Source organism: Streptomyces subrutilus, from assembly GCF_008704535.1.
Taxonomy (GTDB): domain Bacteria; phylum Actinomycetota; class Actinomycetes; order Streptomycetales; family Streptomycetaceae; genus Streptomyces; species Streptomyces subrutilus.
In genome coordinates, this window is sequence record NZ_CP023701.1 from 5,586,524 (window position 1) to 5,602,824 (window position 16,301).

General features: G+C 74.1%; 15 protein-coding genes. 9 read left to right on the forward strand and 6 right to left on the reverse strand.

Annotation, left to right across the window (positions count from 1 at the left end; translation table 11 throughout):
- Positions 1-55 precede the first annotated feature (55 nt).
- Entirely contained in the window at positions 56-2,776 is a 2,721-nt protein-coding gene (gene polA / locus CP968_RS24745; protein WP_150520095.1) for a DNA polymerase I, read from the forward strand.
- Positions 2,777-2,782: 6 nt separating this feature from the next.
- Here polA and CP968_RS24750 read toward each other — a convergent pair whose 3' ends face one another.
- A complete protein-coding gene (locus CP968_RS24750; RefSeq protein ID WP_150520096.1) occupies positions 2,783-3,700 on the reverse strand; it encodes a DUF4184 family protein in 918 nt (305 codons plus the stop codon).
- 272 nt (positions 3,701-3,972) lie between these two features.
- Here CP968_RS24750 and CP968_RS24755 point away from each other — a divergent pair, with 272 nt between their 5' ends.
- A complete protein-coding gene (locus CP968_RS24755) occupies positions 3,973-5,256 on the forward strand; it encodes a lytic transglycosylase domain-containing protein (RefSeq protein ID WP_150520097.1) in 1,284 nt (427 codons plus the stop codon).
- On the opposite strand, the gene CP968_RS24760 is transcribed toward CP968_RS24755, so the two are convergent.
- The gene (locus CP968_RS24760; RefSeq protein WP_150520098.1) at positions 5,253-5,738 is read right to left on the reverse strand and encodes a CAP domain-containing protein; all 486 of its coding nucleotides are present in this window, start codon (positions 5,736-5,738) and stop codon (positions 5,253-5,255) included. The two genes, CP968_RS24755 and CP968_RS24760, sit on opposite strands and share 4 nt — an antisense overlap.
- A 198-nt stretch (positions 5,739-5,936) precedes the next feature.
- Here CP968_RS24760 and CP968_RS24765 point away from each other — a divergent pair, with 198 nt between their 5' ends.
- The 3 genes from CP968_RS24765 (at position 5,937) to pgfA (ending at position 7,472) form a co-directional block, all read left to right on the forward strand.
- Positions 5,937-6,134 (forward strand): hypothetical protein, encoded by a 198-nt coding sequence (locus CP968_RS24765; protein WP_150520099.1) that lies wholly within the window; start codon positions 5,937-5,939, stop codon positions 6,132-6,134.
- Between the two features lie 184 nt (positions 6,135-6,318).
- Positions 6,319-6,459, forward strand: coding sequence for an SPW_0924 family protein (locus CP968_RS24770; RefSeq protein WP_150520100.1), 141 nt, complete (start codon positions 6,319-6,321; stop codon positions 6,457-6,459).
- A 14-nt stretch (positions 6,460-6,473) separates the two neighbouring features.
- Positions 6,474-7,472 (forward strand): cell envelope lipid trafficking protein PgfA, encoded by a 999-nt coding sequence (gene pgfA / locus CP968_RS24775; protein ID WP_150520101.1) that lies wholly within the window; start codon positions 6,474-6,476, stop codon positions 7,470-7,472.
- On the opposite strand, the gene hrpB is transcribed toward pgfA, so the two are convergent.
- Positions 7,462-10,005, reverse strand: coding sequence for an ATP-dependent helicase HrpB (gene hrpB, locus CP968_RS24780; protein ID WP_150520102.1), 2,544 nt, complete (start codon positions 10,003-10,005; stop codon positions 7,462-7,464). The genes pgfA and hrpB overlap by 11 nt on opposite strands.
- Positions 10,006-10,007: 2 nt before the next feature.
- Positions 10,008-10,856: a class I SAM-dependent methyltransferase gene (locus tag CP968_RS24785; RefSeq protein ID WP_150520103.1), complete on the reverse strand. Its 849-nt coding sequence runs from the start codon at positions 10,854-10,856 to the stop codon at positions 10,008-10,010.
- A 378-nt stretch (positions 10,857-11,234) separates the two neighbouring features.
- Between CP968_RS24785 and rpsA the strand changes: the two genes are divergently transcribed.
- The 4 genes from rpsA to CP968_RS24805 all read left to right on the forward strand — a co-directional run bounded on the left by rpsA (position 11,235) and on the right by CP968_RS24805 (position 15,107).
- Positions 11,235-12,743, forward strand: a complete 1,509-nt coding sequence (gene rpsA / locus CP968_RS24790; protein WP_150520104.1) for a 30S ribosomal protein S1 — start codon at positions 11,235-11,237, stop codon at positions 12,741-12,743.
- A gap of 207 nt (positions 12,744-12,950) precedes the next feature.
- Entirely contained in the window at positions 12,951-13,889 is a 939-nt protein-coding gene (locus CP968_RS24795) for a PAC2 family protein (RefSeq protein WP_150520105.1), read from the forward strand.
- A gap of 130 nt (positions 13,890-14,019) precedes the next feature.
- Positions 14,020-14,631, forward strand: a complete 612-nt coding sequence (coaE, locus tag CP968_RS24800) for a dephospho-CoA kinase (protein WP_150520106.1) — start codon at positions 14,020-14,022, stop codon at positions 14,629-14,631.
- A gap of 143 nt (positions 14,632-14,774) precedes the next feature.
- Positions 14,775-15,107 carry a tetratricopeptide repeat protein gene (locus CP968_RS24805; RefSeq protein ID WP_150522103.1) on the forward strand — a complete coding sequence of 111 codons (333 nt, stop codon included), beginning with the start codon at positions 14,775-14,777 and terminating at the stop codon, positions 15,105-15,107.
- A 52-nt stretch (positions 15,108-15,159) separates the two neighbouring features.
- Here CP968_RS24805 and CP968_RS24810 read toward each other — a convergent pair whose 3' ends face one another.
- Together CP968_RS24810 and CP968_RS24815 are read right to left on the reverse strand one after the other, a co-directional pair.
- A complete protein-coding gene (locus CP968_RS24810) occupies positions 15,160-15,429 on the reverse strand; it encodes a DUF6343 family protein (RefSeq protein WP_150520107.1) in 270 nt (89 codons plus the stop codon).
- A gap of 100 nt (positions 15,430-15,529) precedes the next feature.
- On the reverse strand, positions 15,530-16,147 hold the full coding sequence (locus tag CP968_RS24815; RefSeq protein ID WP_150520108.1) for a hypothetical protein: 618 nt from the start codon (positions 16,145-16,147) through the stop codon (positions 15,530-15,532).
- Between the last annotated feature and the right edge of the window lie 154 nt (positions 16,148-16,301).

Here is a 16,301-nt window from a genome sequence, read left to right on the forward strand (position 1 = left end):
ACCGCGGACATCGCCGACGCCGGATTTGTCAGCGGGGGCGCCTAGGATCGGGGGCGTGGCAGAGACAGTTTCGAAGAAGACCGACCAGCCGACCGCAGCGGACCGCCCCCGCCTGATGCTCATGGACGGGCACTCCCTGGCGTACCGGGCGTTCTTCGCGCTGCCCGCGGAGAACTTCACGACCGCGTCCGGCCAGCCGACCAACGCCATCTACGGCTTCGCGTCGATGCTGGCGAACACGCTGCGCGACGAGGCGCCCACGCACTTCGCGGTGGCGTTCGACGTCTCCCGCAAGACGTGGCGATCGACGGAGTTCCCCGAGTACAAGGCGAACCGCTCCAAGACCCCCGACGAGTTCAAGGGGCAGGTCGAGCTGATCGGCGAGCTGCTCGACGCGATGCACGTGCCGCGCTTCGCGGTCGACGGCTTCGAGGCCGACGACGTGATCGCGACCCTGGCCACCCAGGCCGAGGCCCTCGGCTTCGACGTGCTGATCGTCACCGGCGACCGCGACTCCTTCCAGCTCGTCTCCGAGCACACCACCGTGCTCTACCCGACCAAGGGCGTCTCCGAGCTGACCCGCTTCACCCCGGAGAAGGTCGAGGAGAAGTACGGACTCACGCCCCGGCAGTACCCGGACTTCGCGGCGCTGCGCGGCGACCCGTCCGACAACCTGCCCGGCATCCCCGGCGTCGGCGAGAAGACCGCCGCCAAGTGGATCACCCAGTTCGGGTCGTTCGCGGAGCTCGTCGAGCGCGCCGACGAGGTCAAGGGCAAGGCCGGCCAGAACTTCCGGGACCACCTGGAGGCCGTCAAGCTGAACCGGGTCCTGACCGAGATGGTCAAGGACGTGGAGCTGCCCCGGACCCCCGCCGACCTGACCCGCCTCCCCTACGACCGGACCGCCCTGCTCGGCGTCCTGGACGTGCTGGAGATCCGCAACGCCTCGCTGCGCGAGCGGCTGCTGGCCGTGGACCCGGGCACCGTCGAGGAAGAGGCCCCCGCCCCGGCGCCCGGCGTCGAGCTCGACGCCTCCGTGCTCGGCGCGGGCGAGCTCGCGCCCTGGCTGGAGGCCCACGCGGGCGGACCGCTGGGCGTGGCCACCGTCGACAGCTGGAGCCTGGGCACGGGCAAGGTCACCGAGGTCGCCCTGGCCGCGGCCGGCGGCGCCGCCGCCTGGTTCGAACCCCACGCGGTCGACGAGGCCGACGAGCGGGCCTTCGCGGCCTGGGCCGCCGACCCGGCCTGCCCGAAGGTCGTGCACAACGCCAAGGCCCTGATGCGGGTCTTCCCCGAGCACGGCTGGACCCTCGCCGGGACCGCCATGGACACCGCGCTCGCCGCCTACCTGGTCAAGCCCGGCCGCCGGTCCTTCGCCCTGGACGCCCTGTCCATGGAGTACCTGCACCGCGAGCTGGCCCCCGCCGCCGCCGACGGCCAGCTGGCCTTCGGCGCGGACGACACGGCCGAGGCGGAGGCGCTCATGGCGCAGGCCCGCGCCGTCCTCGACCTGGGCGAGGCCTTCACCGACAAGCTCGCCGAGGTCGGCGCCGTCGAGCTGCTCCACGACATGGAACTGCCGACCTCCGAGCTGCTCGCCCGGATGGAGCGGGCCGGCATCGCCGCCGACCGCGACCACCTCGAAGCCATGGAGCAGCAGTTCGCGGGCGCCGTGCAGCAGGCCGTGAAGGAGGCCCACGCGGCCGTCGGCCACGAGTTCAACCTCGGCTCGCCCAAGCAGCTCCAGGAGGTCTTCTTCGGCGAGCTCGACCTGCCGAAGACCAAGAAGACCAAGACCGGCTACACCACGGACGCGGACGCCCTGGCCTGGCTGGCCACCCAGACCGACCACGACCTGCCGGTGATCATGCTGCGCCACCGGGAACAGGCCAAGCTGCGCGTCACCGTCGAGGGCCTGGTCAAGACCATCGCCACCGACGGCCGGGTGCACACCAGCTTCAGCCAGACCGTCGCCGCGACCGGACGCCTCTCCTCCACCGACCCCAACCTGCAGAACGTGCCGGTGCGCACCGACGAGGGCCGCGCGATCCGCCGCGGGTTCGTCGTCGGCGAGGGCTACGAATCCCTCATGACCGCCGACTACAGCCAGATCGAGCTGCGCGTCATGGCCCACCTCTCCGAGGACGAGGGCCTGATCGAGGCCTTCGCGACCGGCGAGGACCTGCACACCACCGTCGCCTCGCAGGTCTTCGGGGTGGAGCGGTCCCAGGTCGACGCCGAGATGCGCCGCAAGATCAAGGCCATGTCCTACGGCCTCGCGTACGGCCTGTCCGCCTTCGGCCTCGCCCAGCAGCTGAACATCGAGCCCGCCGAGGCGCGCGGTCTGATGGAGACCTTCTTCGAGCGGTTCGGCGGGGTCCGCGACTACCTCCAGCGCGTGGTCGACGAGGCCCGCGCCACCGGCTACACGGCCACCGTCTTCGGCCGCCGCCGCTACCTGCCCGACCTCAACAGCGACAACCGCCAGCGCCGCGAGGCCGCCGAGCGGATGGCCCTCAACGCCCCCATCCAGGGCACGGCCGCCGACATCGTCAAGGTCGCCATGCTCCGCGTGGACAAGGCGCTCACCGAGGCCGGGCTGTCCTCGCGGATGCTGCTCCAGGTCCACGACGAAATCGTGCTGGAGATCGCCCCGGGCGAGCGGAAGCGGGTGGAGGAGCTGGTGCGCCGGGAGATGGGCGCCGCCGTGGAGCTGCGGGCCGCGCTGGACGTGTCCGTGGGCGTCGGCCCCGACTGGGAGTCCGCCGCGCACTGATCCCCGTCAGACCCCCGACGCCCGCCCCCGCCGCACGGCGGGGACGGGCGTCGGCGCGTGTCCGTCCACCCGATCGTCGCCGTCGTCGTCGCGGTCCCCGTCGCGGCGGTGGCGCAGCCGGACCAGGACCCCGTACAGCAGCAGGGCCACGGCGAGGCCGCCGCCCGCGCCGAAGCAGACCGTCGGGATGATGTCGAGCGGGGTGTCGACACGGTCGAAGAACGTGAAGAAACGGATCACGCGCAGCGTGACCCCGGCCGTCACGCAGAGCGCGAACAGGGCCGCAGCGCCGAGCAGTTCCCTACGGGACAGCACCGGGACGGACGCCGGAGCCGGGGCCGCCGGCGGCCGGCGCAGAGCGGTCACCGTGAACCAGAGCAGCGCGCAGGCCGCCACCGCCGAGGTGCCGTACTGGAGGTACGAGTAGAGCGGCAGGCCGAGGGCGAGCGGCTCGACGAGCCCCGGCAGCGCCCTCGTGCCCCAGCGGTCCAGGTGCGTGAAGCCGTCCCAGACAACGTGCGTGAACGAACCGGTCACCGCCGACAGGTAGAACCACAGTGCCAGCGACGGCAGTCGGCGCCCCCGTCGGCCGCCCGCCCGCGCGCCCCACCGCTCGCCGCGCACGAACGCGTACGCCCGGCCCCGCAGGCCCCGCGGCACCAGTGCGACCAGCGGTTCGCGCAGCAGCAGCCAGCACGCCACGAGAGCGGCGGTGAGCACGGCGTCCGCCGTGACCACGCCCCACGGGGTGTGCGTGAAGTCGCCGTACCCCCTCACCCCCTCGACGACCGCGTCCGCGAAGTAGAAGGTGTCCGGCGCGAACGACCCCAGGACCAGCGCCGAGGTCACCAGCGGCCCCCGCGCACGGCCGGTCCGGCGGATCACGGGCAGGACGGCGGCCGCATGGCTGAGAGTGAACGGCATGGCACCTCTCCTCGGTGTCGGACGTCCTCGGGGTCGGACGCGCGGTGTTCGGACGCGCGGTGCCGGCGGGTGCGGGCCCGGAACGGGCCGGAGCCGGCCGGGACGGCGGGACGGCGCTCCCTTACTTCGGGCCAATGCGCCCGAAGGGTCCGGACAGTATGCGTGACCTGCGCAGGGACGTGGGGATGTGGTGAAATCGGCCCGCCCGTACGTGCTCCCCGCGGCGAACTGACGTAGGGTCACGCGGACGTCGAGGGGGAGGGGCCCAGCTCATGGCGGTTCGAATACGCGGACCCAGGCTGCGCAGGGGCGGCGCCGCCGCCCTGGTGTCCGCTCTGGTGATCGCCGCGGTGACGGCCTCGCAGGGGCCGGGCGCGGCGCGTGCCGACCGGCTCGCGACGGCCGCAGAGGCCGGTGCGCGGCCCGCCCCCGAGCCCGAGGGCTCCGGTGGCGACTCCTCCTACTTCACCGAGCTGCCCCCGTTGGCCTCCCCCGAGCCGCTCCTCCCGCCAACGGCGGCGGACGCGGCGACCGGGCAGGGCGCGGTGAGCGGGCAGCCGGCGACCGGGAGCGGCGCGGAATCCGGGCAGATCGCCACGGGCGCGGGCGAGGGCGCGCGGGGTATACCGGCGAGCGTGCTCGCCGCGTACCGGGCCGCCGAGCGCCGGGTGGCGCAGAGCGACCCCGGGTGCGGGCTGCGCTGGCAACTGCTGGCGGCGATCGGCAAGGTGGAGTCGGGCCAGGCGCGCGGCGGCCGGGTCGACGCCTCCGGGACCACGCTGCGGCCGATCCTGGGACCGGTGCTGGACGGCAACGGCTTCGCGAACATCTCCGACACGGACGGCGGGGCGTACGACGGCGACGCCCGCTACGACCGGGCGGTCGGCCCCATGCAGTTCATCCCGTCCACGTGGGCGGCCTGGGGCCAGGACGCGGACGGCGACGGCAGGCGCAACCCGAACAACGTGCACGACGCGGCCCTCGCCGCCGGCCGCTACCTGTGTGCGGGCACCCGCGACCTGCGGGTGCCGGCGGACCTGGACCGGGCCGTGCTCTCGTACAACCAGTCCACCGCGTACCTGCGGACCGTACGGTCCTGGTTCGCGTACTACCTGAACGGCACGCGCGAGGTCCCCGACGCCACGGGCCCGGGCCCGACCCCCGCGACGCCGGCACCCCGCCCGATGCCGACCCCCGCACCGACCCCGGCACCGACCCCCGCACCGACCCCGGCTCCGACGAAGCCCCCGGCGCCCACACCCTCCCCGAAGCCCCCCACGACCCCGCCGCCGACCCCCACGCCTGACCCGACCCCCACGCCCACGCCGGACCCCACGCCCACGCCGACCCCCACGCCCACGCCGACCCCGACGCCTACGCCGACCCCGACGCCTACGCCGACCCCGACGCCCACCCCCACCCCCACCGCATCGCCCACCCCCACCGCATCGCCCGGTGCGACCACGCCGGCGAAGCCGACCGCGAAGCCGAAGCCGACGCCCGAACCGAAGCCCGAACCGACGGCTTCTCCGCGGCCCACCGGCGGCGCCCGCTAGCGGGGCGCCGCGAAGAGCTGGACCACGCGGTCGCCGGACACCGCGACGCCGGTTTCCGTGAAGCCGCAGTGCAGGAGGGTGTGCCGGCTCCGGGGGTCCGACATCCAGGCCGCGACGTGCTCCCGGGCGTTCTCGTACCCGGGGCCGGAGACGTTCTCGCCATAGGCGCGCCAGGCGTAGCCCACGCGCTCCAGCCGGAACCGCGGGGTCGAGTCGTCGGACCCGATGTGCCCGGTGAGGTTGTTCTGGAACATGTCGTCGGCCTGGGTCTGCGCGGCCCGGGTCAGCGCGGGAGCCACCACCAGCGCCGGACACCCCGCCCTCGCCCGCTCCGCGTCGACCAGCGCCAGGACCTCGCCCGCACCGACCTGCCGCACGGAAGCGGAAGCGGCCGTGGTGGCGGTGCCCGTGAACAGCAGCAGGGCGGCGGCCGCGCAGACGGCCGGTGACAGGCGGCGTACGGCGCGCGGCCGCGTCTTCATGGCGCCCCCTCGACGGGTGAGGCGGAGTGCTTCCTCTCCCTCCGAGTCTGTGCGCCCGGGGCGGCCGCCGCACGCGGACGCGGCTCGCGCGGGGACGACACGTTCACGGGCGCGTACGGACGGGCATGGACGGATACCCGCGCAGGGAAGGATCCAGACGAACACAGACGAACACAGACGAACACAGGGGTGGGGAAGATGACCGTTCTGATCGTGGCCGGCGTCCTGGCGCTCGTAGTCGGAGGCTGCGTGTGCGTGGTGTGGGCCGCACGCGGCGGCCCCCGCTGGGTCCGAGGCGTGTCCACCGCCACCCTCGCCGCGGGCGAACTGCTGCGCCGCTCCGAGAAGCGCCGCCGCCGCGGCACGAGGAACTCCGGCGACGCCGGCGACGCGTAGGGCGACCCGGGAGGCCGGTGCGGGCGCGCGACCCGGCCGGCCTCCCCGGGCGGCGCCCGACGGCCCCGGCCGCCGCGCCCGCCCTGGCCGTTGCACCGATCCGCCGGCCGGACGGTTCTCATCTCGGCCCCGCGTTGCTACGGTGCCTCCGCCCTGACGCCCAATCAGATTCCGGAGGCCCGGCATGCGCCCGTTCATCGCCGCCGCCAGCGGGCTCGCCCTCGCGGTGCTCCTCGTCCTCGCCGTCACGGCGTTCGGGGCGCCCGAGGGCAAGACCTCCCCCAGGCCCCTGCTCACCACCGCGCCCCCCGCGCCCGGAAAGTAGAGGAGGGCCCGGCGATGCGACGCAGAGCGAGCCTTGTCCTGGTGGCCCTGGCCGTCTTCTGCGCGGCCCTCGCGCCACTGCTGCGCTGGTACGCGTACCCCAGGCTGGCCAAGATCCCGCCCAACCAGTACCAGGAGGTGGTGCTGGAGGCCAAGGACGCCACCCTCATCGACTACCTCGACGGAATGAAGCCCAAGAAGGTCGACAAGGTCACCATCGTCCAGACCCTCAAGGGCAACGTGGAGGCGTCCCGGCAGATCGAGGCGAGCGCGGGCCGGGACGTCGTCGTCTGGGACACCCTGTCCTACATCATCGGCCCGGACGGCAGGATGGTCTCCCAGATACCCGAGCGCTACATCTTCGACGCCCACACCCAGGACCCGGTGCACGCCACCGGCGAGATGGTCGACGGGGACCCCGTCAAGCGCGAGGGCATCGAGTTCAAGTGGCCGTTCTTCACCGAACCGCGCGACTACCTGTACTTCGACGCGCAGACCCGCACCTCCTCGCCGATCCACTACGTCGGACCGCGCACCTTCAAGGGCATGGACGTCTACTACTTCGAGCAGACCGTCCCCTGGACCAAGGTCCCCATGCCCAAGAAGATGCCGATCGAGGGCATCGACCCGACGACCCTCGAAGCCACCACCGGCACCAGCCTCTGGTACACGACCAAGGCCATGTTCTGGGTCGACCCGGTGACCGGCGCGCCGGTCAACGCCGAGCAGGAGATCCAGCAGGAGATGCGCGGCGGGTTCGCCGCGAGCGCCCCCGACGGCAGGATCACCGCCTTCGCCGGGCACGTGAAGATGCGCGAGGACTACAGCGACCACACCGTCGCCCTGGTCAAGGCCAACCGGACGATGGTCCTCGCCCTCCACACCTACGCCCCCGCCGGGCTCGCGGCCGGCGGGCTCGTCCTGCTCGGGCTGGCCCTGTGGCTGGAGGCCCGCGGCCGCCGCCGCCCGCCCCACGACGGGCCCGCGCCCGCGGCCGGCCCGCTCAGCGCCTGAGCCGCGCGTTGGTGTGCCGGGTGGGCTCGGCCGCGGCCGGGTCCTCGGGCCACGGATGCCTCGGGTAGCGGCCGCGCAGCTCCGCCCGGACGGCGCGGTAGCCGTCCCGCCAGAAGGACGCCAGGTCCGCGGTGACGGCCGCGGGCCGCCCGGCGGGGGACAGCAGGTGGACCAGTACGGGCACCCCCGCCACCCGCGGCGTCTCGGCCAGCCCGAACAGCTCCTGGAGCTTCACGGCCAGCACCGGCTGCTCCCCCGAGTAGTCCACCCGGACCCGCGAGCCGCTCGGCACCTCGATCCGCTCCGGCGCCAGCCCGTCGAGCCGCGCCGCCTCCCCGGTCGCCCAGGGCAGCAGCCGCTTCAGCGCCTGCGCCGCGTCGATCCGCCCCAGGTCCGCGCGGCGCCGGGCCCGGGACAGCTCGGGCTCCAGCCAGTCGTCGGCCCGGTCCAGCAGGGCGTCGTCCCGCGCCACGTCCGGCCAGCCCCCGCCCAGCGTCCGGTGCAGGAAACCGAGCCGGTCCCGCAGCGCCGCCCCCTCCGGCGACCAGCGCAGCAGGCCCAGCCCCTCGGTGCGGAGCCCGTCGAGCAGCGCCGCCCGCACCAGCGCCGGATCGGGGTCGCGCAGCGGGCGCGCGTCGAGCTCGACCGCACCGAGCCGGCGCACCGTCCGGGCGGTGAGGCCGCCGTCCTCCCAGCGCACCTCCTCGACGTCCGTGCGCAGGTGCGCGGCGGCCGCCAGGGCGGTCTCCTCGTCGACCGCCGCGGCCAGCCGCACGCGCGCGGACGCGGAGTGCGGGGGCCGGTCCGCGACCGCCACCGCCAGCCACGGCGCACGGCGCAGCGCCGAGCCCTCGCCGAGCTCCGCCCCGGTCCCGGACGCCATCAGGAAGGCCCCCTCGCCCCGGGCCCTGGCCAGGCGCTCGGGGAACGCCAGCGCCGCGACGAGCCCGGCCGCCGCGTCGTCACCGGGCCCGGACACCCGCGCGGAGGCCCGACCCGTACCGTCGGCCGGGCGGCCCCCGGGGCCGCCGGCCGCGCGCTCCAGGCGGCGGGACTCCGCGCGCCAGCGGGCCGCGTAGCCGTCCGCGCCCCGGCGCGCCTGCCGCCAGGCCGCCGCCAGGTCGTCCCCGTACTCCCGCGGCGGCTCCTCGCTCAGCAGCGCCACCAGCTCCGCCGCCCGGCGCCCGCCCAGGGCCGCAGCCCCGTCCAGCAGGGCCCGGGCCAGCCGCGGGTGCAGTCCCAGCCGGGCCATCCGCTGCCCGCGCGCCGTCGGGCGCCCTTCGGGATCCACCGCGCCCACCGCCACCAGCACCTCGCGCGCCGCGGCCATCGCCCCGGCCGGCGGCGGATCGAGCAGCGCCAGCCCGGCCGCGTCCGGATCGCCCCAGCACGCGGCCTGCAGGGCGAACTGCGCCAGGTCCGCGACACGGATCTCCGGCGCCGGGAAGGACGGCAGCCGCACGTCCTCCGCCTCCGTCCAGCAGCGGTACACCGCGCCCGGCGCCTCGCGCCCGGCCCGCCCCGCCCGCTGGCGCCCCGCCGCGCGCGAGGCCCGCACGGTCGCCAGCGCGCCCAGCCCCCTCGCGTGGTCCACCCGGGGCTCGCGCGCCAGGCCCGAATCCACCACCACCCGGACGCCCGGCACCGTCAGGCTCGACTCCGCGACGGCCGTCGCGAGGATCACCCTGCGGCGCGCGGAGGCCGTCAGCGCCGCGTCCTGCACCGCCGCCGGCGCCCGGCCGTGCACCTGGAGCACCTCCGCGTCCACCCCGCCCAACTGCCCCGCGACCCGGGCGATCTCCCCGACGCCGGGCAGGAAGCACAGCACGTCCCCGTCCCGCTCGGCCAGCGCCCTGCGCACCACCGCGGCCACGTGCGCCAGCTGCGCGGGATCCACCCGCATCCCGTGCGGCGGCCGCACCGGGCGGGCCGGCGGCGCCCACACCGTCTCCACCGGGTACGACACCCCCGGGGCCTCCACCACCGGCGCACCGCCCAGCACCCGGGCCCAGCCCGCCGCGTCGGTCGTCGCCGAGGCCGCCACGAGCCGCAGCTCCGGCCGCAGGGTCTCCCGCACGTCCAGCAGGAAGGCGGCCACGGTGTCGGCGTCCAGGTGCCGTTCGTGGCACTCGTCCAGCACCACCACGTCCACGCCCGCCAGCTCCTGGTCCCGCTGGAGCCGCTGGAGCAGCACGCCCGTGGTGACCACCTCCACCACGGTCGACGGGCCCGCCACCCGCTCCCCGCGCACCGTGAAGCCCACCGCGCCGCCGGCCTCCTCGCCCAGCAGCCAGGCCATCCGCCGCGCCGCGGCCCGGGCGGCGATCCGCCGGGGCTCGGCGACGAGGACCCGGCGGCGCGGGCCGCCGCCCACCAGCCCGGCCAGGACCAGCGGCACCAGCGTGGTCTTGCCGGTGCCCGGCGGGGCGCACAGGACGGCGCACCCGTGGCCGTCCAGCGCGGCGACGAGCGCGGGCACGGCCTCCCGAACGGGAAGGGCGTCGAGGGCGGCGGTGCGCGGGGTGGGGGCCACGGTCAGTCCCGCTCGCAGACGAAGATCGCGGTGCCGGGGATCAGGTTGCCGCGCAGCGGGGACCAGCCGCCCCACTCCTGGCTGTTCCAGGCGGGCCACTCGGGCTCGACCAGGTCCACCAGCCGGAAGCCGCCGGCCACCACGTCGCGGACCCGGTCCCCGAGCGTGCGGTGGTGCTCGACGTACACGGCGCGGCCCCGCTCGTCCTGCTCCACGTACGGGGTCCGGTCGAAGTACGAGGCGCTGACCGACAGCCCCTCGGGCCCCGGCTCGTCCGGGAAGGCCCAGCGCAGGGGATGGGTGACGGAGAAGACCCAGCGGCCCCCCGGCCGCAGCACCCGGTGCACCTCGCGCATCACGTTCACCGGGTCGGCGACGAAGGGGACGGCCCCGTACGCCGAGCAGGCCAGGTCGAAGGAGGCGTCGCGGAACGGCAGCCGCCCGGCGTCGGCCTCGACCAGCGGCACGCCGCCGCCGATCCGCAGCGCGTGCTGGAGCTGGCGGTGCGAGAGGTCCAGGGCGACGGGACGGGCGCCCTGCGCGGCCAGCCAGCGGGAGCACTGGGCGGCGCCCGCGCCGATCTCCAGCACGTCCCTGCCGCGGAGCGAGGCGGCCGGGCCGAGGAGGGCGGCGTCGGCCTCGTCGAGCCCCTCGGGGCCCCACACGAAGCGGTCGTCGCCGAGGAACGCGCCGTGGTCGCTCTGGTACTCGTCGGCGTTGCGGTCCCACCAGCCGCGGCTGGCGCGGCTGCTCTCCGCTTCCCCGGCGTCACGCCGCGTGGCCTCGGCGTCGTCCTCCGGGCCCGGACCGGCTTCGTACGGTTCTTCGGGGGCGTAGTCCTCTTGGTTCATGGGGCCCGTCGTCGTAGTCTGCGAATGTCGGTGGACGTAGGCGTCCGCGGATGTCCGCGGAACACGGCGGGAAAACCCCATCGGGGCGCCCCTGCCTACGAATTGTGCCGGATATGAGGCGATCCGCCCGGGGTGTGCGCCTTCGCGCATTGACCCTGTCCGGCTGCCCCCGTATGCTACAAGTTGCGCTGCGAGCCTGTGCTCCTCAGACCTAGCAGGCTGCGCTTGTATTTGTTGAGGTCCCCTCGGTTTTCGAGGCCCCTACGCTCCGTGCGGACTGGGGGTCTCCTTGGCTGTCCGGCTTCGGCAGATGCCGATAAGGGCTCCCGGCGTAGCAGTACCTACGACTTTCTGTCCGTAACCGGAGCCCTTTCCCACATGACGAGCAGCACCGAGACCACCGCCACCACTCCGCAGGTTGCGGTCAACGACATCGGCGACGCGGACGCGTTCCTCGCGGCGATCGACGAGACGATCAAGTACTTCAACGATGGCGACATCGTCGACGGCGTCATCGTCAAGGTTGACCGGGACGAGGTTCTCCTCGACATCGGTTACAAGACCGAAGGTGTCATCCCGAGCCGCGAGCTCTCGATCAAGCACGACGTCGACCCGAACGAGGTCGTCAAGGTCGGCGACGAGATCGAGGCCCTGGTCCTCCAGAAGGAGGACAAGGAAGGCCGCCTGATCCTCTCGAAGAAGCGCGCTCAGTACGAGCGTGCCTGGGGCACCATCGAGAAGATCAAGGAAGAAGACGGCATCGTCACCGGTACCGTCATCGAGGTCGTCAAGGGTGGTCTCATCCTCGACATCGGCCTCCGCGGCTTCCTGCCGGCCTCTCTCGTCGAGATGCGTCGCGTCCGCGACCTCCAGCCCTACGTGGGCAAGGAGCTCGAGGCGAAGATCATCGAGCTGGACAAGAACCGCAACAACGTGGTCCTGTCCCGCCGCGCCTGGCTTGAGCAGACCCAGTCCGAGGTTCGCCAGACGTTCCTCACCACCCTGCAGAAGGGTCAGGTCCGCTCCGGCGTCGTCTCCTCGATCGTCAACTTCGGTGCCTTCGTGGACCTGGGCGGCGTCGACGGTCTCGTGCACGTCTCCGAGCTGTCCTGGAAGCACATCGACCACCCGTCCGAGGTTGTCGAGGTCGGCCAGGAAGTCACCGTCGAGGTCCTCGACGTCGACATGGACCGCGAGCGCGTCTCCCTGTCGCTGAAGGCGACGCAGGAAGACCCGTGGCAGCAGTTCGCCCGGACCCACCAGATCGGTCAGGTCGTCCCGGGCAAGGTCACCAAGCTCGTTCCGTTCGGTGCGTTCGTCCGCGTCGACGAGGGCATCGAGGGCCTGGTCCACATCTCCGAGCTGGCCGAGCGCCACGTGGAGATCCCGGAGCAGGTCGTCCAGGTCAACGACGAGATCTTCGTCAAGGTCATCGACATCGACCTTGAGCGTCGCCGGATCTCGCTGTCCCTGAAGCAGGCCAACGAGTCCTTCGGTGCCGACCCGGCGTCGGTCGAGTTCGACCCGACCCTGTACGGCATGGCCGCGTCCTACGACGACCAGGGCAACTACATCTACCCCGAGGGCTTCGACCCCGAGACCAACGACTGGCTCGAGGGCTTCGACAAGCAGCGCGAGGCCTGGGAGACCCAGTACGCCGAGGCGCAGCAGCGCTTCGAGCAGCACCAGGCCCAGGTCATCAAGAGCCGCGAGGCCGACGAGGCCGCCGCTGCCGAGGGCGCTGCCGCCCCGGCCGCCGGTGTCAGCGCCGGTGCGGGCATCTCGGGTGGTTCGTACTCCTCGGAGTCGGACGAGACCTCCGGCGCCCTGGCGTCGGACGAGGCCCTGGCCGCGCTCCGCGAGAAGCTGGCCGGCGGCCAGAGCTGATCGCAGTGCGCTCCGCACTCCGGTGCGGGCAGAGCTGAACAGCAGTGAACGGCAAGGCCCGTCCCCTCAGGGGGCGGGCCTTGCCGCTGTGTCCGGACCGCCGCGTCCGGCTGATCGCCCCCGTTCTCGTGAAAGCGGCCAACTGGGGAATGGCGGCGCTTCCTTGGACGTTCTTGCGAGGGAACGCGGCGAGGAGGAGTGGTGACGGTGCTTGATCCACAGGGTTTGTACGAATGGGACGCCAAGGGCCTGGCGGTGGCCGACCTGGCGTTGGCCCAGGACTCGGCCGGACTGGTCATGCTGTACCACTTCGAGGGGTACATCGACGCGGGTGAGGCCGGCGAGCAGATCGTCGAGCGGCTGCTGGACACCCTGCCCCACCAGGTCGTGGCCCGCTTCGACGCGGACCGGCTGGTGGACTACCGGGCCCGGCGCCCGCTGCTGACGTTCCAGCGCGACCACTGGACGGCGTTCGAGGAGCCCCGGCTGGAGGTCCGGCTGGTCCAGGACGCCACCGGCGCGCCCTTCCTGCTGCTCTCCGGCCCGGAGCCGGACGTGGAGTGGGAGCGGTTCACCGTCGCCGTCCGGCAGATCGTCGAGCGCCTCGGGGTCCGGCTCTCGGTCAACTTCCACGGCATCCCCATGGGCGTCCCGCACACCCGGCCCGTCGGCATCACCCCGCACGGCAACCGCACCGACCTCATGCCCGGCCACCGCAGCCCCTTCGAAGAGGCGCAGGTGCCCGGGAGCGCCGAGTCGCTGGTGGAGTTCCGGCTGGCCCAGGCCGGGCACGACGTGCTGGGCGTCGCCGCGCACGTACCGCACTACGTGGCCCGCTCCCCGTACCCGGACGCGGCGCTGACCGTGCTGGAGGCGATCACGGCCGCGACCGGTCTGGTCCTGCCCGCCGTGGCCCACGCCCTGCGCACCGAGGCCCACCGGACCCAGACCGAGATCGACCGGCAGATCCGCGAGGGCGACGAGGAACTGGTCGCGCTGGTCCAGGGCCTTGAGCACCAGTACGACGCGGCCGCGGGCGCCGAGACCCGCGGCAACATGATGGCCGAGCCGGCCGAGATCCCTTCGGCGGACGAGATCGGCCGAGAGTTCGAGAAGTTCCTGGCCGAGCGCGAGGGCGAGAACTGACGCACCGCTGACCGGAACCCCGCCGACCGGTACCCCGCCGGCCCGTGCCGCCGGGCCGAGCGGGCGGGCGACGGCGAAAGGGCCGGGAGGGGGCTGTGGGACGGTCGCCGTGCCGGTCTAGGCTGCGGGCATGCTGAAAGTAGGACTGACGGGCGGGATCGGCGCGGGCAAGAGCGAGGTCTCGCGGCTGCTGGCGGGGTACGGAGCGGTCGTCGTGGACGCCGACCGGATCGCACGCGAGGTCGTCGAGCCGGGCACGCCCGGGCTCGACGCCGTCGTGGCCGCGTTCGGGGCGTCGGTGCTGACCGCCGACGGGACGCTCGACCGGCCGAAGCTCGGTTCGCTCGTCTTCGCGGACCCGGAGAAGCTGCGCGTCCTGAACGCGATCGTGCACCCGCTGGTCGGGGCCCGCTCCGCAGAGCTGGAGGCCGCCGCCGGGCCCGACGCGATCGTGGTGCACGACGTACCGCTGCTGGCGGAGAACGGCCTCGCACCCCTCTACGACCTGGTCGTCGTCGTGGACGCCGCCCCCGGCACCCAGCTCGCCCGCCTCGTCGGGCGGCGCGGCATGACCGAGGGCGAGGCGCGGGCCCGGATGGCCGCCCAGGCCACCCGGGAACAGCGGCTGGCGGTGGCGACGCTCGTCATCGACAACGACGGACCGCTGGAGGCGCTGGAGCACCAGGTGCGCGCGGTGTGGAAGGACCTCGTCGCGCGGGCGGCGGACGCGTCCGTGGAATAGCCGATGCGGGCAGGGGCGTTGAAGGCGTCCTGAGAGGGAAGGAAGTGAACGTGTCCGACACCACGCCGCCGTCCTCGTCCCCGTCGTCGTCCTCCTCCTCGTCGTCCGGGTCGTCCGGTTCGGCGAGCCCGGAAACGCACGTCATCGACTACCGGGCCGCCGAGCAGCTGCTCGCCGCGCGGGATCCGCGCGGTGCGGTCAAGCTCCTCGACTCGGTGATAGCCGCCCATCCGGAGAACACGGCGGCCCGCCTGCTGCGCGCCCGGGCCTTCTTCGCGGCGGCCCAACTGCGCCCTGCCGAGCTGGAGTTCGAGCTGGTACTGGAGCGCGAGCCGGACAACGCCTTCGCGCACTTCGCGCTGGCCCGCACGCACGAGCGCTCCGGCCACCCCGAGCAGGCCCGCAAGCACTTCCGGCTCGCCGCGGCCCTCGACCCGCAGCCCGACTACCTGGCGGCGGCCCGCTTCGAGGACTGACCCGGCACCCGGTCGCGGCCCGCACCCCGTCGCGGCCCGTGCGCGGGTCGTGTCAGGGCGTGCGCGGGCCGTGCGGGGGTTCGTACGGGGGCACGTCCCGGCCGGGCTGGTAGTGCGGCCCCTGGCGGATGTGGCGCGCCACCACGACCAGGTCCACGGCCGCCAGCAGCGCGAGCGCCGCGCAGGCCGCGGCCCACCCGGGGCGGCCGACCAGCACGAACAGCGCCGTGCCCGCGGCGGCCCACAGCAGGCCCCACAGGCTCAGCCACAACCGCAGCCGCAGGGGGCTGCGGGCGGTCGTCGGCTCGTTTCCGGAACGCATCGGCATCGCCTCGGTTCCCCGGTGCCCCGCTTCCATGGTCCCACCGCGGCGGCCGCGACGGCGGCCGTCGCTGCCGCCGCGGCCGTCGCGGGCGGCCTGATCAGGGAACGAGCCGGTTCACGGCCTTCGTGGTCGTCTTCTTGAAGCCGGCGACCGGGGCATCGGTCAGGTGGCCCATGCGGCTCCAGTCGACGACGGTCACCGTGGAGCCGTCCCGCCCGATCCCGTAGAGGTGGACGCTCGGCTCGGAGTCGGGGACCGAGACGTGCGTGCCGTAGACGTGCGCCCCCTCCTCGACCGGGAGCGGGCCGTAGTCCTGCCAGGACGCGGTGCCGCCCGGGTTGGTGCGCAGCCAGTCGGCGGCGCAGGCCGCGGCCTTGCGCTCCAGGGCGGTGACGAGCCGGGCAGCGGCCGCGTCGGAGGCGGTCCGCACGGAGATCTGGCCGGCGCGGGTGTCGAGCTCGGTGACGAAGTCGCGGTGCCAGCTGCCGGCCGCGGGCAGGGCGCCCGTCAGACAGAACGGCACGGTCTCCGGCAGCCCCTTCACGACCTTGCCCGTGGACCAGGGGTTGCCGGACTGCTGCGGGAGGTCGGCCCCGGTGACGAAGCCGGGGGCGGTGGCGGCCGGGGCCGCGGTCGAGGCGGTCGGGACGAGCGCGGCGGCCACCGCGACGAGGGCGGTGGCGAGGATGGCGGAGGCGCCTGGGCGTCGGAACATGGTCGGTTCTCCCCGTTGGTCATCGGTGCGTTGCGGTACGGGCAGAACCCTGCCCCGGGGCGGGGTGTCGGGCGACGGATCGCGGCGGATTCGGGACACTGGAACGGCCGTACGTGCTGTCACCAGGGGGAACACCTCCCGCATGGAACGGCGC